The 17,756-nt window shown below is 53.0% G+C and carries 16 protein-coding genes; 6 read left to right on the top strand and 10 right to left on the bottom strand.

All coding sequences use genetic code 11. The annotated features are described in order from the left end of the window. Positions 1-19 precede the first annotated feature (19 nt). The 7 genes from PXC00_RS01045 to PXC00_RS01015 form a co-directional block, all read right to left on the bottom strand. Positions 20-1,879 carry a beta-N-acetylhexosaminidase gene (locus tag PXC00_RS01045; protein WP_275844654.1) on the bottom strand — a complete coding sequence of 620 codons (1,860 nt, stop codon included), beginning with the start codon at positions 1,877-1,879 and terminating at the stop codon, positions 20-22. Positions 1,880-2,042: 163 nt separating this feature from the next. Then, a complete protein-coding gene (locus PXC00_RS01040; protein WP_275844655.1) occupies positions 2,043-3,785 on the bottom strand; it encodes a glycoside hydrolase family 35 protein in 1,743 nt (580 codons plus the stop codon). 15 nt (positions 3,786-3,800) lie between these two features. Further along, the gene (locus PXC00_RS01035; protein WP_275844656.1) at positions 3,801-4,787 is read right to left on the bottom strand and encodes a sialidase family protein; all 987 of its coding nucleotides are present in this window, start codon (positions 4,785-4,787) and stop codon (positions 3,801-3,803) included. Next, on the bottom strand, positions 4,781-5,782 hold the full coding sequence (locus PXC00_RS01030) for a glycoside hydrolase family 130 protein (protein ID WP_275844657.1): 1,002 nt from the start codon (positions 5,780-5,782) through the stop codon (positions 4,781-4,783). The genes PXC00_RS01035 and PXC00_RS01030 overlap by 7 nt, the downstream gene beginning before the upstream one ends. A 103-nt stretch (positions 5,783-5,885) precedes the next feature. Then, a complete protein-coding gene (locus PXC00_RS01025) occupies positions 5,886-7,388 on the bottom strand; it encodes an ABC transporter substrate-binding protein (RefSeq protein ID WP_275844658.1) in 1,503 nt (500 codons plus the stop codon). Between the two features lie 60 nt (positions 7,389-7,448). Next, positions 7,449-8,384: a carbohydrate ABC transporter permease gene (locus tag PXC00_RS01020; protein ID WP_275844659.1), complete on the bottom strand. Its 936-nt coding sequence runs from the start codon at positions 8,382-8,384 to the stop codon at positions 7,449-7,451. Positions 8,385-8,405: 21 nt separating this feature from the next. Next, entirely contained in the window at positions 8,406-9,329 is a 924-nt protein-coding gene (locus PXC00_RS01015; protein ID WP_275844660.1) for an ABC transporter permease, read from the bottom strand. 445 nt (positions 9,330-9,774) lie between these two features. Between PXC00_RS01015 and PXC00_RS01010 the strand changes: the two genes are divergently transcribed. The 5 genes from PXC00_RS01010 to PXC00_RS00990 all read left to right on the top strand — a co-directional run bounded on the left by PXC00_RS01010 (position 9,775) and on the right by PXC00_RS00990 (position 13,115). Then, positions 9,775-10,692, top strand: coding sequence for a dihydrodipicolinate synthase family protein (locus tag PXC00_RS01010; protein ID WP_275844662.1), 918 nt, complete (start codon positions 9,775-9,777; stop codon positions 10,690-10,692). Positions 10,693-10,830: 138 nt separating this feature from the next. Beyond that, positions 10,831-10,965, top strand: a complete 135-nt coding sequence (locus tag PXC00_RS01005; protein WP_316935042.1) for a hypothetical protein — start codon at positions 10,831-10,833, stop codon at positions 10,963-10,965. 38 nt (positions 10,966-11,003) lie between these two features. Next, entirely contained in the window at positions 11,004-11,969 is a 966-nt protein-coding gene (locus PXC00_RS01000; RefSeq protein WP_316935202.1) for an IS5 family transposase, read from the top strand. Between the two features lie 76 nt (positions 11,970-12,045). Beyond that, a complete protein-coding gene (locus tag PXC00_RS00995; protein WP_316935041.1) occupies positions 12,046-12,261 on the top strand; it encodes a hypothetical protein in 216 nt (71 codons plus the stop codon). Next, positions 12,258-13,115 carry an IS3 family transposase gene (locus tag PXC00_RS00990; protein WP_316935040.1) on the top strand — a complete coding sequence of 286 codons (858 nt, stop codon included), beginning with the start codon at positions 12,258-12,260 and terminating at the stop codon, positions 13,113-13,115. The genes PXC00_RS00995 and PXC00_RS00990 overlap by 4 nt, the downstream gene beginning before the upstream one ends. Positions 13,116-13,203: 88 nt before the next feature. On the opposite strand, the gene PXC00_RS00985 is transcribed toward PXC00_RS00990, so the two are convergent. The 3 genes from PXC00_RS00985 to PXC00_RS00975 form a co-directional block, all read right to left on the bottom strand. Continuing rightward, on the bottom strand, positions 13,204-14,415 hold the full coding sequence (locus PXC00_RS00985; RefSeq protein WP_275844822.1) for an FprA family A-type flavoprotein: 1,212 nt from the start codon (positions 14,413-14,415) through the stop codon (positions 13,204-13,206). 18 nt (positions 14,416-14,433) lie between these two features. Continuing rightward, positions 14,434-16,341, bottom strand: a complete 1,908-nt coding sequence (locus tag PXC00_RS00980; protein ID WP_275844823.1) for an acyl-CoA dehydrogenase family protein — start codon at positions 16,339-16,341, stop codon at positions 14,434-14,436. A gap of 141 nt (positions 16,342-16,482) precedes the next feature. Then, positions 16,483-16,893, bottom strand: a complete 411-nt coding sequence (locus PXC00_RS00975) for an RrF2 family transcriptional regulator (protein ID WP_275844824.1) — start codon at positions 16,891-16,893, stop codon at positions 16,483-16,485. A gap of 230 nt (positions 16,894-17,123) precedes the next feature. Here PXC00_RS00975 and PXC00_RS00970 point away from each other — a divergent pair, with 230 nt between their 5' ends. After that, a complete protein-coding gene (locus PXC00_RS00970) occupies positions 17,124-17,735 on the top strand; it encodes a TetR/AcrR family transcriptional regulator (protein ID WP_275844952.1) in 612 nt (203 codons plus the stop codon). Positions 17,736-17,756: the final 21 nt, after the last annotated feature.

The raw sequence follows: 17,756 nt of genomic DNA, 5'->3' as shown, positions 1-17,756 counted from the left end.
TTTATTTCCTCCTGATTCTTTAAACACAGGCACAGTCCCGTAGGAATGCACACAGGTCCTGTATGGTAGTGCGGATGCGGTTAAGCTCGCTTTCGCGATTGCGCATCCGCCACAACTCGCCGAAACGGCGCAGCCACAACTCCAGCTCCACGGCAAGGGTACCGCAGTCCAGCGCAAGCGGGGTGTCTTCCACATGGTAGGCGTATTTTTTAAGCGCAAGGCAGGCGGCGTTCATCAAAGCAGCGCCGCGCGCCGCGCAGAGAAACTCCTGCAGATCTGTGCGGCGTGACTCCGGCGCGGTGAAGCCGACCAGTTGCTTTTCCAGCTCCCGCATCTTTTTGTAACCGCTGAGTGCTTTGTCCGCGTCCATATGCAGGATGCGTTCGCAGTCCTGCTGAGCACGCGCAACTGAGAGCAGCTGCGACTCCCGCCAGCACACCACATCCTGCCAGGTACCGACCTGCAGCATTTCCAGTTCGGTGAGCAGTTCCATCAGCTGCTCGGACGCCTCGCCAAACTCCAATCGGGCGTAAGCGCGGCCGATTTCCGGCCAGTCGCGCCGGTCGTCCGGATTCCAGGACAGGGCAGCGCCGGTCGCCATGCCGGGCATGGAGCTGCCGAACAGATTGATGTGTCCGAAATCACCCCAGTCGGTGTTGAGCATTCCCTTTGCACCGTAGCGGGTGCCGTACTTTGCCATCTGCAGGATATTTTCATACGCACCGTCCAGAATATTCATCATCATGTTCCAGCCGCACACGCCGGGGCAGACCATAAAGTCAATGCCGGACTCTGCAATGGTTTTGACTTCCTGTTCGTTGATGTTCCGCCCATAGTTCCAGTACAGGCAGGTGGTGCCTTTGGGCAGCTCGCGCAGGTACTGCGGACTTTTCAGAATGATGTCACTCCAGAAAAAGACCTTTTTGCCCTTACTCTGCACATAGGCGATAATCTCTTTGAGAAAATCCACATAAACGCGGTCTTTGCCGACTTTTTCGGCAAGCGCCGCACTTTTGCCGCAGCCAATGTCAAAGGTTTCGTCGCAGCCGATGTTAAACTGCTTGGATGTAAACAGCGGCAGGTACTGGTCCAGCAGGTCTTTCACAAGCTGCAGGCTTTCCGGATTGGAAGCGTCCAGCGTGTGGTGCGCCATGCGGTCATACCACGCGAACGGTGCTGCGTCATCAATTTCCAGTTCGCAGAAACGGCGGAAGGTCTTGGTTTTGAGAATCTCATAAAGATGGCCGAACGTCGCAATGGACGGCACCAGCTCAATGTGGCGCGCGCGGCAGTATTCGTCCAGCTCCAGAATCTCCTCTGCGGTCAACGGGTCTTTGCCTGTCCATGCTTCGCTGAAGCCGCGCCACGCGAAGGTATGCTCCACGTAAATCTGCAGCTGATTGATTTTATAGAAAGAAAGGCGGTCGGCAAGGTCTTTCAGAGTTTGCAGCGTGGGCACCTGGCCGCGCGTCACGTCATAGAAAAAGCCGCGCGTCTGCAGGCCGGGCGCATCTTCCACCACCAGACCAGGCCACTGCGCGCCGCACTGGCGCACCAGCTGGCGCAGGGTCTGCAGCCCCCAAAAAAGGCCGGCACTGCCGCCGCTAAGCTCTGCCCCCGCCGAAGTGACCGTCAGGCGGTACGCACCCGCTTCCCCGCCCTCGGTCAGGCGGAGAAAAAGCCCCGGGCCGACCGGACGCGCCGCTTTCTCAATGGACACTTCCGTGCAGACAGCGGCGCACAGTTCCGTGCGGAATTGTTTTGCCGCGTGAAATTGCTCACTGCCGCAGGCTTCATCCAGCGTAATGACGAACTGTGGGCCTATGAAAAATGATGCACCGGTTTCCGTTATTTTTTTCGGAAGCGGAAGAAATTTCATGAGAATCCATCTCCGTTCATCTTATTAAATTTGTCAACAGTATACCATACTGTCTGTCCTTTTTCGGCTTTCCCGCAGCGGATGCGGGAAAAACCGTTTTCTGCAAAGAATCAGCCGCCTCCGGCGAAAAATTTGGAATCGAAGTGCTGCGCGGCCGCGTCTTCTACCCTAAGCAGCGCTCTCCCGTCAAGTGCAGCACCGGGTGAGCGCCGCCCTCCAGGTCAAACACCAAAATTTCATTTCGTCCCTTGTGCAGCAGCGGCGCAGGCAGATACAGCGTTTTCTGCGGTCCGATGTTCCAGTACCGGCCAAGGGAAAATCCGTTGACAAATACACAGCCTTTGCTCCAGCCCGCCGCGTCAAAGTACGTATCCGCCGGCTCCTGCGTTTCCAGATAAAAGCGATAAAACGTTGGCTCGTGCTTGGAAGCCTCCCCGCGAAACGGAATTTGTTCGGGATTATCCAAAGCAAGCGGATACATCTGCCAGCCAAAGTGCTTCTGGCAGCCAAGCAGAACACCATCAAGAATCCCTTTCCGCTGTGCCGTGTCCGGGCCGTAGTTGACGCGACCCATATTCTCCACCAGAATGTCGAGCGTATTGCTTTCTTGCGGCAGGGAAAGCACAGCAGACTGCTCTTTCCCCTCGCGGTACAGCGAAGCGGAAAATGCGCCGTTTACAAAAAACATTGCGCGGTCGCGCAGACCGCGAATTTTTAGCTCACAGGAAGCGCGCGGGCCACTCACGCGCGTGCGATACAGCACAAAACCAAAGGACTGCCCCAGTGCCTCCATCGAAAGCGGCACCGCGCTGCTGACCGGCGTGGAAAGTGCGTCCAGACAGTGGAAAAGTCCCTGTGCACCATCCAGCGACAGCGAACCGAACGCCCTTCTCGGCAGCGGCGGCGGCAGCGTCTGCAGGGCCGACGCGCCGTGCTTTGCCAGCACACTCTGAAACGAAAAGTATTTCAGTGTCAAATCACCCTCTTCGCTGACCGGCGCGTCATAGTCGTAACTGGTCACATCCGGTTCATAGGCTTCCTGCTGATTGGCGCCGCTGTAAAAGCCGAAGTTGGTACCGCCGTGGAACATATACAGATTGACAGACGCACCGCTTTCCAAGATAGCGTCCAGTTCCTTTGCCGCATCGTCCGACTCGCGCCGGATGTGCGGTGTGCCCCAGTGGTCAAACCAACCGTTCCAATACTCCATGCAGACCAGGGGTGCATCCGGCTGTACACGCCGAAGTTCGGCAAACGCGCCGCAGCTTCCGGAACCGAAATTGACAGTTTTCAGGACGTCGGGCAGGGTGCCGCCACGCAGAAGCTCTTCTGTCGGGCCGTCTGAGGTAAACAGCAGTGTGTCACCGCAGCGCTTTCGCAGCGCATCGCGCAGCCACACCAAATAGGCTTTGTCATCGCCGTAGCTGCCATATTCGTTTTCAATCTGCAGGGCGATGACCGGCCCGCCCTGCCCACAAAGCAGCGGATGCAGGCGGCGGAACAATTCATCATAATAGCTTTCCACACGCTGCAGGAACGGCTTGTTGCAGCATCGAACCTCCATCCCCTCCACGTTCAGCAGCCACGCGGGCAAACCGCCGAAATCCCACTCCGCACAGATATACGGGCTGGGCCGCAGAATGACCTGCAGACCAAGTGAGCCGGCGGTGCGGATGAACGCCTCCAAATCCGCAACACCCGTAAAGCAAAATTGACCGGGCGCAGGTTCGTGCAGGTTCCACGGCACAACGGTTTCCACCGTATTCAATCCGCAGGCAGCCAGCTTCTGCAGGCGGTCTTTCCAGTAGGCGGGTACCACGCGGAAATAGTGAACCGCACCGGACAGGATCCGAAACGGCTTTCCGTCCAGCAAAAAGTGGCTGCCTTCCACAGCAAATCGGTGCATAAGCGCATCCTTTCCTTACTGATTCTGAAATGCCCAGAACGCAATATTTTTTCGTTGATAGGTGTAAGTAACCAGCAGTTCGTGTCCGTCCCAGCAGATGTCGGGGTAGGAATACTCCCCGGGCGCATCTTCCAAAGTAAACACATTCCGCCAGCTTTCGCCGTTGTCTTGTGAGCAGGCAAGGGTCAGCGGTGTGCGGGGGCCACGGTCTGCTCCCACCGGATTATAAACCAGGTAAAGGCTGCCGTCCGGCACGCGCGTCAAGCAGATACCGCTGTTGTTGTTCGGCAGGTCGGTTGCGTAAGCCGGGCACCAGGTTGTACCTTCGTCCTGAGAATCACTGCGGTAAAGGCACCCCTCCGAGCTGCGCATGAGCATATGCACCTGTCCCGCGCCGGACTCCCACAGTGCAGGCTGAATCACACCGCGTGCCCGTCGCTCCTGCTCTGACATCGTGTCCGGAAAGCCAACCCTGATTTCCGCACTTTTGTGCCACGTGCTGCCCCGGTCATCCGAAATATCCGCAAAGCAGCGCCACTCGCCCTCCTCCAAGGACGCAGGCGCCAGCCACCGCCCGCTGGGAAGCACCAACAGGTGGTTGCGCACAGGGCCTCGCCCGCCGACGTCGCCGGTAACCAGTTCGCGCGGCGCAGACCAGGTCTGCCCGCAGTCTGTGGAAACCGTCAATCGTGTCGACCATGAAGGAATACACTTCCCTACTTTATAAAAGAGCAGCACCGCGCCGTCGTCCCGTACAAAAAGCACCGGATTCCAATGTGGCAACCCCGCCTGTGCAGCAATTTTTCGTGGCGCGGACCAGACACCGTTTTCGCAGAATGTCCCCCAGATAGCTACATCCTCCGCGCCCTCATATGCCCCACCGAACCAAACGCACAGCAGCCGCCCGTCCGGCAGGGCAGCAATGCTGGAAGCGTGACAGCTCGGAAACAGCGCCGAATCCGGCACCAGAAGCTGCCTGCCCATGTAGGAAACGTTCAGCATGTTCCCATCTCCAGCGGATACTGCTTCATGTATGCAAGCAGGGTATCGACTGTGGTAAAGGCAAGTCCTGTCACGGTGTCGGCACAGCCGTAATAAATGGCAATGCGGCCGGTCGCCGGGTCAGAAAGCGCCGCGCAGGGGAACGTGACGTTCGGCACATCGCCCACGCGCTCGTAAAGCTCCTGCGGCCCCAAAATATAAAACCGCGAGCGGTGCTTGACAATCCACGGCTTATCCAAATCCAGCAGCGCGCAGCCCATGCGGTACACAAAGCCGTTGCAGGTATTGATAACCCCGTGGTAAATCAGTAGCCAGCCCTCGTCCGTTTCCAGCGGCGTGGGGCCGGGGCCGATTTTTTTGGACTGCCACGCGGTGCAGTCCTGATTCACTGCGCCCATGACGTAGCGGTGCTTTCCCCAAAACGTCAGGTCCGGGCTGAAGCTGCAGAAAATGTCGCCAAACGGCGTGTGGCCCGTATCGCTCGGCCGACTGAGCATGGCGTAATGCGCGCCGATTTTTCTGGGAAACAGCACACCGTTGCGGTTGTACGGCAAAAAGGCATTTTCCAGCTGGTAAAAGGTCTTGAAGTCAAAGGTATAGCCGATGCCGATTGTTGGACCGTGGTACCCGTTGCACCAGGTAATATAATAGCGATCCTCCAAAAAGCAGACGCGCGGGTCGTAACGGTACTCGCGCGCGGTAACCTCCGGGTCGCCCTCAAAATGAACCGGTTCGGGCGAAATGTTCCAGTGAATGCCGTCTTCGCTGAATCCGGGGTAAATGTCCATGCTGACACCGCGGCTGTCGCAGCGGAACACACCGGCAAAGCCGGAGCCAAACGGCACCACGGCGGAATTAAAGACGCTGTTTGACGTGGGAATCGCGTTGCTTTGAATCACGGGGTTGCCGCTGTAGCGCCAAACCGGTGCGGTGCAGCCGGCAGGCCGGTCCTGCCAGGGGATATTTTTCAACTCTGTGCCTATCAATTTACTCATACAGTCATCTCCAGTTGGTTTCTTCACAGAAATTCAGGATACAAAAAGTGTGCAGAGGGAGTTTCTGCACAGCTTTTCGGTTCAAAGGTTATGAAGTTTTGCCTTACGATTTTTTCAGGAATGCGTTGACCTGCGTCTGCTCTTCTTTCAGCAGCTCGTCCACACCATTCTGTTTCATGCCGTTCAAGAAAGTGTTCAGTGTCGTGTTCGGGTCAACCGCACCCAGCACCAACGGGCCTTGGTACTGCTGAATCACATTGCTCAACGCGGCAATCTGGTTCTTCATCTTGCTGTCGTCAAAGGAGTAGCCGAGCAGCGGGTTGTCGATCGCCTGCGCATTCCAGTCTTTGTAGGACTGCGCAATGTCTTTCGGGTAGGTGTTGACCCAGTCCTGGTTAAATACGTTGCCGAACTGCCAGCCCATGTCGTAGCCGTAGGCTTTGCTGGTCTGCTTGACCTGGCCGTTGTCCAGGGTATAGTGCGTGCCCTCAATGCCGTGACGCAGCAGGTTGCCGACGGTCTTGTCTGTATTGACAAGGTTGAGGAACTTCAGCGCAGCTTCTTTGTGCTGGGAGTTTGCGGAAATGCACTGGAAGTTGGAAGCGCCCTGGAACAACACCGGCGTCAGCGGGACGTAGTCCTCGTTGTGACCGACTGTTTCCGAATATGTCTTTTCGTAATCCGGCGCATAACCGATTACCCAGGAGAAGAGGCGGCCTGCTTTGTCGTCTGCGTTGCGGGTATCGTCAGAATAAGTCTGCGGGTTCTGCGGCAGGTAGCCTGCTTTGTACCAGTTGTGCAGTGTGGTGCAGAAGTCTTTAAATTCTGATGTTTCGTACTGGTTAAAGACGGTGTTTTCCTTCTGGTTTGCAAACACGGTCTGACCGGGAATGTTAACCGCGCCGACGTTCGGGCCGGCTGCCATGGTAAAGTTGGCAACGCCCCACAGGGACGCAGGGTCCAAACCGGTGATGCTCGGCGCTTTCTTGTGCAGCTCGCTTAGAACGCTCTCCAGGTCTTTCCAGCTTTTTACCTTGCTGTAATCGATGCCGTACTTGGTGGCAATGTCTTTGTTGACCATCAAGCCATACTGCATACCGTCTTCCTTATAGTTCGGGATGCCATACAGGGTACCGTTGACCTTTGCGCTGTCCCAAACCTTCTGCGGAATGGCCGCAACGGTTTCGGGTGCGTACTTTTTCAGGGTGGCTTCGTCCAACTTCATGAAAGCGCCCGTGGTGGCAGTCTGGGTGTAATTCGGGGTGCCCCAGGTTGATGAGAAGCAGATGTCGTAATTTTGACCGGAAGAAATGATTACCGGCATTTTGGTGCCGTACTCGCCCGCCTCAAAGAAGTGTGCGTTTACCGTCACGTTGATCTTTTTCTTGAGATACTCGTTCAGTTTGTCAATCACCTTGGACTGGTCCGGCTCAATGGAATCCAAATACATATACCACTCCAGCGTGGTGGTGGCGCCGGTGTCCGACGTTTTCGCACCGGAGGCCGACTTGGTGGAACCGCTGCCGCAGGCGGAGAGGGAGAGAACCATCGCCGCGGAAAGCACTGCACTGACTGTTCTTTTCATTCGTGTTGCTGTTCGCTTCATTACTTTTTTCCTCCTTGTAAATTTCTATATTTTCATGTAAAACATAGACTCCAAAAGCACTCAGCCCTTTACGCTGCCGATGGTAATGCCGCGCACGAAGTATTTCTGGAAGAACGGGTACGCAAACAGAATCGGTGTCATAATGAGCACGGTCAGCGCCATGCGAACACTGTCGGTCGGCATATTCAGCGCCATGCGTATGCCGTCCGCCGAACTGGAAAAGGTGGAGTTTGTCGTCAGGAAGTCCAGGTTTGACTGCATCTTCTGCAGCAGCACCTGCAGCGGTTCTTTTGCCGCCGTATTGATGTAAAGCAGACCGGTGAACCAGTCATTCCACAAGCCGACCAGCGAGAACAGCCCGATGGTGGCGAGCGCCGGCTTGGCAATGGGAATGACAATCTTAAAGAAGATTACCCATTCGTCAGCGCCGTCGATTTTTGCCGCTTCCACCAAAGAGTCCGGAATGGACTGCGTGTAAAACGTACGCAGGATGATGGCATTCCACGCGCCGCACAGAGTGGGTAAAAACAGCACCAGAATGTTATCACCCAAGTGCAGAAGGTTGGTGTTTACAATGTAGGACGGAACCATGCCGCCGGAAAACAACATGGTAAAGAACAGATAAAACGTAAGCTGCTTGCGGTACTTAAAGTCTTTCCGGTAAATCACATAAGCAATCATGCCCGTGACCACCACGGTCAGCACAGTGCCGGCCAGCGTAACAAACAGTGAAACCCCCAGGGAGTTTATCAGCTGCTGTGAGCTGCCGAAAAGGTACTTGTAGCCGTCCAGCGACCACGACTGCGGAATGAAGCTGTAGCCGATTTTCTGAATACTTTCGGTGCTGCTGAACGACACAATATATACCAGCACCACCGGTGCCAAAAAAATGAGGGACAAAACAATCATTACGACATTTAAAATGATATCGTGCAAAAAGACCTTCTGGCCAACTCTGGCCACTTTGGCTCCAAATTCGTCCGAATTTCTATCCATAAATGCTTCCACTCCCTTTCGTCAGAACAAAGCGTTTTCGTTGTCGATCTTCCGGATGGCCGCATTGGCCAGCAGAATCGTCACGAATCCGACTGCAGACTGGAACACGCTGGCAGCAGCGGACATATTGACGTTGCCCATCGACTGCAGGGCATTGTAAACGTAAACATCAATGGTTTCCGTCGCCGGATACAACTGCCCCAGATTTAAAGGCATCTGATAGAAAAGGCCGAAATCCGAGTTGAAAATGTGCCCCAGCGCCATGATGGTGGTAATCACCATCATCGGCTTTAAGGACGGCAGCGTAATGTACCAGATCTGCTGCCACTTGGATGCGCCGTCCAGAATCGCTGCTTCGTAGTATTCTGTGCTGATGCCGCAGATGCACGCCAGATACACCACGCTGCTGTACCCGATACCCTTCCACTGACTAACCAGAATTAAAATGGCCGGCCAGTAGTTCGGGTCGGAGTAGAAGTACACGGACTCCTTGCCGAGCATATGCAGCACCGAGTTGATGAAGCCGTTGTTGTTGAGCAGCGCCAGACCGATGTAGGACATGATTACCCACGACAGAAAGTTCGGCATAATAGAAATTGTCTGGTAAATTTTTGATGCCAGTGGGCGGCGGATCTCATTGAACGCCAGCGCCAGCATGACCGGCAGCACAAGCCCCAAAAGGATAAACAGAAAGTTGTACCCCAGTGTCAGCTTGGTAATCTGCCACGCCGTGTTGGACGCAAACAGAAACTTGAAGTTGTCGAAGCCGCACCACGGGCTGCCCAAAAGGCCCTGCATGTAATTATAGCTCTTAAATGCAATCACGATGCCGAACATCGGCAAATATGCAAAGAAGAAGAGCAGGATGACCCCCGGCGTTGCCAGCAGAAACAGCTGCCAGTGTTTTTTGAACTCTTTTCTGAACCCTTGACCAAAATGCAACATTCTCACTCCTCAGGAAACTTTCAGTACTTTGCATCGCTTTCCATTACGGGATTATTTGGAAATTTAATGTGAAAATTGAACAATTCTTTGTCTGTTTGTTCCTCTTTAATAGCAATTGTATCATCTTTCCGTTGAGAATACACCGGTAAGTTTTTTATAATCCGTGTACTTTTTTTCAAAATCGGGCTTTGCGTGCTTCTTTTCGGCACGTGGGTTTTCTGTTTTTGCAGAATGGAAGGTGCTAACCCGCAAATTTTCAAAATGAATTTTTATATATTGAATTATTCAAATTCATTCATAGATCCGTCATAATGCCCCTGATTAGAAGTAGTGGATGCAGCGCCTTTTGTGAAACGCCTCAAACAAGACCTGCACACGTTGACAACCCTGCAAAATTGTGCTAGGGTAAGCCGCAAAGAATGCAACGAGCTGGGAGGCACTTTTTATGAGCCACATCAAAAACGGCACTTGGGCAACCATGCTGACCCCTTTTACTGACGACAACCGCATTGACTTCTATGGAATGGAAAAGCTGCTGGCGTACTACGCGCATAAAGAGATTGACGGTATTTTTGCGCTGTGCCAATCCAGTGAACTGTTCTTTCTGTCCCCACAGGAGAAAGCGGACATCCTGCAATTTGTTGTGCAGCACACGCCGAAATCCATACAGATTATTGTTTCCGGAAATACGGCTTTTACACTTGCGGAACAGACAGAAGAAGCCAACCGCCTATACAATAGCGACTGCAGCGCCTATGTGGTGCTGCCAAACCGCTTTGCTGCACCGGAAGAATCCGACGATGTGCTGCTGGAGCGACTCTCCCGCTTTGTTGATGCCGTGCCCGATATACCGCTGGGGCTGTATGAGTGCCCATACCCGTACAAACGCCTGGTAAGCCCGAAAATTCTGCGGTACTGCGTGCAGACTGGGCGCTTTGTTTTCATGAAGGACACGTGCTGCGATTTGCAGCGGATACGCGAACGCCTCGATCTCCTCTCCGGCAGCGGTATCAGCCTGTTTAACGCCAACGCCGCCACCCTGTTGGAAAGCCTGCGGATGGGCGCAAGCGGATACTGCGGTGTGATGACCAACCTGCATCCGGAGTTTTACGTTTGGCTCTGCCGGCACTTCCGCGATGAGCCAGAGAAAGCCGAGCAGGTGCAGCAATACATCGGCACCTGCTCGGTCATTGAGTACCCGCAGTATCCGGTAAACGCCAAGTACAGCCTTTCGCTGCAGGGCGTGCCAATCGGTCTGACCAGCCGCACAAAGGATGCCGGCAAGTTTACAGCATCCAATAAGCTGGAAGTTGAACAGTTTACAAAACTGTCTGCGCTGGCGCGTGGATGGCTGCAGATTTAAGCTTTACACGAAGTGCCGGATATCAAAAAGAGCCGTCCCGCAAAGCTGCATGGCAGTTTGAACTGCCCCAGTAAAAACGGACATTGCAAAAAAGCCTCCCATCGTAGGATAATTAAACTACGAAGGGAGGCAATTTTTATGAAAAGAAGTTGGACGAATATAAAAGCATTTGAGCCGAAAATTCTGGCGATGAGGGCAGCAGGAAAAACGAGACAAGAAATTGCAGATGAATTAGGATTAAGGCAACACCGCACAGAAAAAAAGCTGCGGTAAGAAGCGAGATATGATAAAATAGGTATATGGATAAGCAGATGAGTATGTCAGCTCTGTGCGATGAACTGGCACAGGCGCGTACGAAGAAAAAAGAATTTCTCGAGCAGATTGAGCGCATCGTTCCATGGGGGAAATGGGTGGCCATGATCAAGCCGTGCTACTACAAAGGAGAGCACGGAAACAAGCCCTATGATTTGGAACTGATGCTGCGGCTGTATCTGCTGCAAAACCTATATAATCTATCCGACGAAGCAACGGTGGCTGAAACGATCGACAGTCGTGCCTTTTCGGATTTCTGCGGCGTGGAATCAAGCAATCAGGTGCCGGACGGGGATACGCTGGGAAGATTTCGTAATATTCTCATACAAAACGGTTTGCAGGAGCAGTTGTTTGCGCAGGTGGCAAATTTGCTGCAACAAAAGGGACTGCTTCTGAAAAAGGGTACCATTGTGGATTCCACCATCATAGCCGCTCCGTCCTCCACGAAAAATCAGGAGAAGCAGCGAGACCCGGATGCACATCAGGTGAAGAAGGGCAATGCGTGGCACTTTGGCTACAAGGCACATGTTGGGGTGGATAAGGATAGCGGGCTTGTTCACACGGTTGAGGTAACGGCCGCCAATGTCCATGATGTCGCCATGACCTCCAAACTGCTGACCGGAGAGGAAAGCGTTGTATACGGAGACAGCGGATATTTGGGAGCGGAAAAGCGCGAGGATGCCATTATAAAGAACAATGCTGGCAAGCGTATCCGTTACAAGTTCAATCGTCGCCCATCGCAAATCAAAAAGGGTTCCAACAGGTCGCAAGCCCAACTCAAGCGCAGAGAGCACGAAAAGTCATCGGTTCGTGCCAAAGTAGAACATGTTTTTGCCGTTGTGAAAGGTCTGTTACGGTACCGAAAGACGCGATACCGAGGTCTGCAAAAGCAGACCGCCAAACTGAATATGATGTTTGCGTTGGCGAATCTGATTCTGGCTGACAGGCCCTGCCTGTCAGTCTGATTGCGTTTGCCTTCGCAGATATAATTGGGAGAGTTCCTCGCTGTTTGCCGCCTTTGGCAGATGGCGTGGATTTTTTATGCCATTGTGCGGTGTTGCCTTAAACAAAATTCAGATAAAGAACTGGATTAACCGACACAACAAAGAAGCAGATCGTGAAGAAGCAGGACTTTCGCCAAAGAGACGGGGGCGTAAGCCTGCCGTCACATTGCAAGAATACAAATACGAGAACAAACGGTTAAAAATGGAGAATGATTTGCTGCGGGATTTTCTTCACGCTGTTGGAAGGAAGTGAAAGCTGCCATAAAATATGAAGTAATCTATTGTCGCAGTGAGAAATATCCGGTAAGAATCATGTGCAAATTCTTTGGGGTATCGCGCAGCGGCTACTACGACTATGTAAAGCGCCGTGAATTACTGCCACGTAATACAAAACTTGCTGGACTCATAGCGGAGTGTCAGAAAAGCTGTGGTAAAACTTACGGTTACAGACGAGTTCAAATTTGGTTGGAACGTAAGAAATCTTTGCATTTCAACCCTAAAACGGTTCTCCGCATCATGAATAAATATGGTTTGCTCTCTGAAATACGTCGTCGTAAGAAGTACAAGCAAATGGGACAGCAACTTCACAAATATGAAAACGTGTTGAATCGAAACTTTGTTGCCGACAGACCTAATCAGAAATGGGTAACAGACATCTCATACATACACACGGCCCAAGGTGTTCTATATCTGTCTATGATTCGCGATCTCTTTGACAACAGCATTGTCGCCTACAAGACCGGAACCGAACAGACGGTAAATCTTGTTTTGAATACAATCAAACTTGCTGTGGAAAAAGAAGCGGCCGCCGGGGAGTTGCACCTCCACAGCGACCAAGGGTTTCAATACACCTCACAAGCATATTTCAACCTAACCAAAGAGTACGGCATCACACCATCTATGTCAAGACGTGGTAACTGCTATGACAATGCATTGGCTGAAAATTTCTTTTCCATTCTTAAAACTGAATGTATTTACCGCCATAAGCTTTCCTCTTTTGATGAAGCAAGACAACTGATCGATGAATACATAGATTTCTACAACAATGAGCGCATCCAAACAAAAACGCACCTGACACCACTTGAAAAGCGGCATCAGGTTGCGTAATCTTACAATATTCTACGACAGGGCTTTTTATTCTTTGTCCATTAACTCTGGGGCAGTTCAGTTTGGGGACGGCTCTTTTCTGTATTTTTTAGTTCATGGAATCCAAAATCGCCGTGACAAGTGCTTCAAGCTCCGGCTCCTTGTCTGCGCTGAGGGAGGAAGCCATGGTTACGCGCTCGTTAAGCACGGTCATGTTTTTCATCTCTTCGTTCAGGAATTTCTGCATCAGGTCACCGGACTCCGCTGCCCAGGTGCCATTCTCGATGATGGCAACCGTACGGTTCTGCACATTCAGGGCTTTCATATCCATCAGATAATTGTGCATGGCCGGGTAAATGCCAAGGTTATAGGTAACAGACGCCAGCACGATGTGGCTGTACTTAAACGACTCGGAAATCAGCTGGGAAACATCCGTAGAGGACACATCATATACTGCAACGTTGGTCATACCGCGCTCACAAAGCCGCGAGGCAAGCGCCTGCGCCGCGGATTCGGTGTTGCCGTACATGGAGGCATACACAATCAGCACGCCTTTTTCCTCCGGCACATAGCGGCTCCAGGTGTCGTACTTATTGATAAAGTACATCAGGTCCTTGCGCCACACGGGCCCGTGCAGTGGGCAGATGAATTTGATTTGATCCAGAATGCCGCCCGCCTTTTTCAGCGCAAGCTGAATGTGCGGCCCGTACTTACCCACAATGTTGGTCAGGTAACGGCGGGCGTCATCCAGCCAGTCCCGGTCAAAGTTGACTTCATCCGCAAACAGCTTGCCGTCCAAAGCGCCGAACGTCCCGAATGCATCGGCAGAAAAAAGTGCGCCGTTGGTTGTGTCAAACGTCATCATGACTTCCGGCCAATGCACCATGGGGGCAAACACAAATGTGACCGTGTGCTTGCCGAAGGAAAAGGTATCGCCCTCCTCAACCTGCACTAGCTCATGTGAATCAATGTGAAAGCCGAACTGCCGCATGAACATGAACGCTTTTTCGTTACTGATGATGGTTACATTAGGCCAGCGAATCAGAATTTCCTCCAAAGAGGCGGCGTGGTCCGGCTCTAAGTGGTTAACCACCACATAATCCAGCGTGCGGCCGCCCAGCAGGTGCTCCGTGTTCTCCAAAAGCTGGCGGCAGCCGGACCAATCCACAGTATCGAACAGCACGGTTTTTTTGTCCAGCAGCAGATAAGCATTGTAGGAAACGCCGCGCGGAATCGGGTAGGCGTTTTCAAACAGGGCAAGGCGGTGGTCATTGGCACCCACCCAATATAAATCCTCGGTTACATTTCTGACACAGTACATAAATTTTCTTCCTTTCCGTTATGCCTGAATAAACTGGTCTTTCGGCTCCGCGCACGCAGGGCAGACCCAGTCTTCCGGCAATTCCTTAAACAAAGTGTCGGGCTTCACTTCACTGTCCTCGTCACCCAGTTCCGGCACATACTCATAGCCGCAGCCGCTGCATACATAGCGGGGGCCGATTGGTTCCGGCTTTGGCATGACGGGACGCTTCATTTTGACCATCGGCGGGGCGGGCTGCTTGTCGCCGGTGCCCAATGCCTGCGTCAGCAGCGGCAGCACCTCCTGCACATCCCCCACAATGCCGTAGTCACAGTTTTTAAAAATCGGCGCATTGGGGTTCTTGTTGATTGCCACGATGACCGAAGCATCCTTAATCCCCTTGAGGTGCTGGCTTGCACCGGAAATTCCACAGGCAATGTACAGATTACCGGTAAATTTCTGACCGGACATTCCCACATAGCGATTGAGCGGCAGATACTTGAGCGTTTCTGCCACGGGGCGGGATGAGCCGACCGCCGCACCCGCCGCTTTGGCAAGCTGCTCAATCAGTGCCATATTCTTTTTCTCTCCGATGCCCTTGCCTGCAGAAACCACGCGCTCCGCCTTGGCAATGGGGGTGTCCAGCGGAACACCGATGGTAAAGTCGAATCCGTCCTTCTGCAGTGCCTCCGCAAGGGCTGCAGTCTGCTCCTTGGCACTGCCCTCGCGGAAAATGATTTTGCGGCGAATACCGGTAATCGGCGCGGGCTTCTTCACCCGTGCGGCAGCGCCCGCCGCTTTCGGCGGTCTGCCCAGAATATGCGAAGCAATGACCACACGCTGAATCTCGTTGGTTCCCTCGTAAATCGTGGTAATCTTGGCGTCGCGGTACATCCGCTCCACCTCCATACCTTTGAGGTAACCAGTGCCGCCGAAAATCTGCATGGCATCGTTGGTAACCTCCAGCGCAATGTCGGAAGCATACTGTTTCGCCATCGCGGATTCCATACCATAAGGCTCCTGATTCTCTTTCAGCTCTGCCGCAGAATAAACCAGGAAGCGCGCGGCGCGCAGTTTTGTCGCCATGTCCGCCACTTTAAAGGAAAGCGCCTGCTGAAACGCAATCGGCTTGCCAAACTGCACGCGTTCCTTTGCGTAATCGACTGCCAGGTCAAACGCGCCCTGTGCGATGCCGAGCGCCTGCGCCGCAATGCCGATTCGACCGCCGTCCAGCGTTGCCATGGCGATTTTGAAGCCCTGCCCCTCTTTGCCCAGTAGGTTTTCTTTCGGAACCTTGACATTGTTAAAAATCAGTTCCGCCGTAGAGGAAGAACGGATGCCCATTTTGTCATAATGGTCACCGAATTCAAAACCTTTCCACCCTTTTTCCACGATAAAGGCGGAAATGCCGTGTGTTCCGATGTCCGGTGTCGTGACGGCAAACACAACATAGGTGTCCGCTTTAGGGGCGTTGGTAATGAAAATCTTACTGCCGTTAAGCAGGTAGTAGCTGCCCTTGTCCACGGCCGTGGTTTCCGTACCGCTCGCGTCAGAGCCGGCATTGGTTTCCGTCAGGCCAAACGCCGCCAGCTTTTCGCCGCGACACAGCGGCGTTAAGTACTTTTGCTTCTGGGCTTCCGTGCCAAACGCAAAAATCGGCCAGGAACCGAGCGAGGTATGTGCGGAAAGAATGACGCCGGTACCGCCGTCTATCCGTGCCAGTTCCTCCACGGCAATGGCATAGCTAATCATGTCCAGCCCCATGCCGCCGTATTCCTTCGAGTACGGAATACCGAGCAGACCCATTTTACCGAGCTTTTCCACGGCTTCTTTCGGAAAGTCGTTTTCCTTGTCCAGCAGGAATGCGATCGGCTTGACTTCCTCTTCTGCGAATTTCCGAACCTTTTCCCGCAGCGCTTCGTGCTGCTGTGTCGTTTTAAATAACATTACATTTCCTCCCTTGGCATTGATATACTTGATAAATTTTGTCCACTTTCTGCGGTAAAAAAACGCGCTGCCCACCTAAACCACATCAAGCTGCAGAATCGCTCCGCAGCTGAACCGCCGCAGTCCGGCACGAAAAGCGCCTTAGTTGCCAAACAGAATTTCCTCAAGAGAATGGGCATTCAGTTCCTCATTCAAGCGCTGCTGAATACCCGCCAGGTTCTGGTGGGCGCAGCACAGCGCACCCCCGTGGTGTTCCTGCCAAGTACACGCATAGCCGGGCTTCATGCAATCCACCACAGAGAAATCCTCGCCCATAACTTGCATCAGCTGATACAAGGTGACCTTCTTCAGCGACGTTTCCAGCAGAAAGCCGCCGCCGGCGCCGCGTAGAATGCGCACCAAGCCGCCTTTTTGCAGCTTTTTCAGGATTTTGTACGCAAACTGCCGGGGAATCTGCTCACCGGCAGCCAACTGTTCCGCAGTCAGCTGGCTGCCGCCGGCCAGTGCCCGCAGGGTGCGCAGTGCATAATCGGTTTCCTTTGTAATCAGCAAGCCATCCTCCCCCTAACAATTCTATTGTAATAAACTGGATTCTGTTTGTCAAGTATGATTTGTAGAATCTTACGATTTCGGCGGTAGGATTTCCTCCTTTTTAGCGACCCTGCCCGTGTTAGCAGCAGAAAGCATCCCCGCTGTGCAAAAAGGCCGTTGACAAAGAGCCGCGCGTATGCTAGGATAGCATTGTCATATAACACTGTTACACTTGGAGGCACCATTTGCCTATGCATGACTCCCCTACCCTGCAGCGTATTTTGGAGGCCGGTAAGCAGGAATTTCTAAAAAACGGTTTTCGCGCCGCTTCCCTGCGGCAGATTGTAAAAGAAGCCGGTGTAACCACCGGCGCATTTTATGGTTATTTTCCCAGCAAAGAGTCGCTCTTTACGGCGCTGGTCCGCACCCCTGCTCAAACCCTGCTCACCCGCTTCACAGCCGCACAGAAGCAATTCGCGGCTCTGCCCCACGAGGAGCAGCTCGGTCAGATGGGCAAAATCTCCGGCGAATGCATGGACTGGATGGTGCTGTACATTTACGCCCACTTCGATGTGTTTAAACTGATTATCTGCTGCGCTGACGGCACAACTTATGCACACTACTTGGAAACCATGACCGAAATAGAAACAGAAAGCACACACCGGTTTATTCAGGTGCAGCGCAGTCTTGGCAAGCCAGTGAAAGAAATTAACTGTGCGCTGGAGCATATTCTAATCAGCGGGATGTTTTCCGCGCTGTTCGAAATGGTTCGGCACGATATGCCGCAAGCACAGGCAGTGCGCTTTGTAAAGGAACTGAAAGCCTTTTATTCTGCAGGTTGGAAAGAAGTTATGGGGTACTGAACCCCATCTTTTTTGACCATA

This window comes from Caproicibacterium argilliputei, assembly GCF_029211325.2.
GTDB classification, from domain to species: domain Bacteria; phylum Bacillota; class Clostridia; order Oscillospirales; family Acutalibacteraceae; genus Caproicibacterium; species Caproicibacterium argilliputei.
The sequence above is the reverse complement of the archived record's forward strand: the minus strand, read 5'-3'. Positions and strand labels throughout refer to the sequence as shown.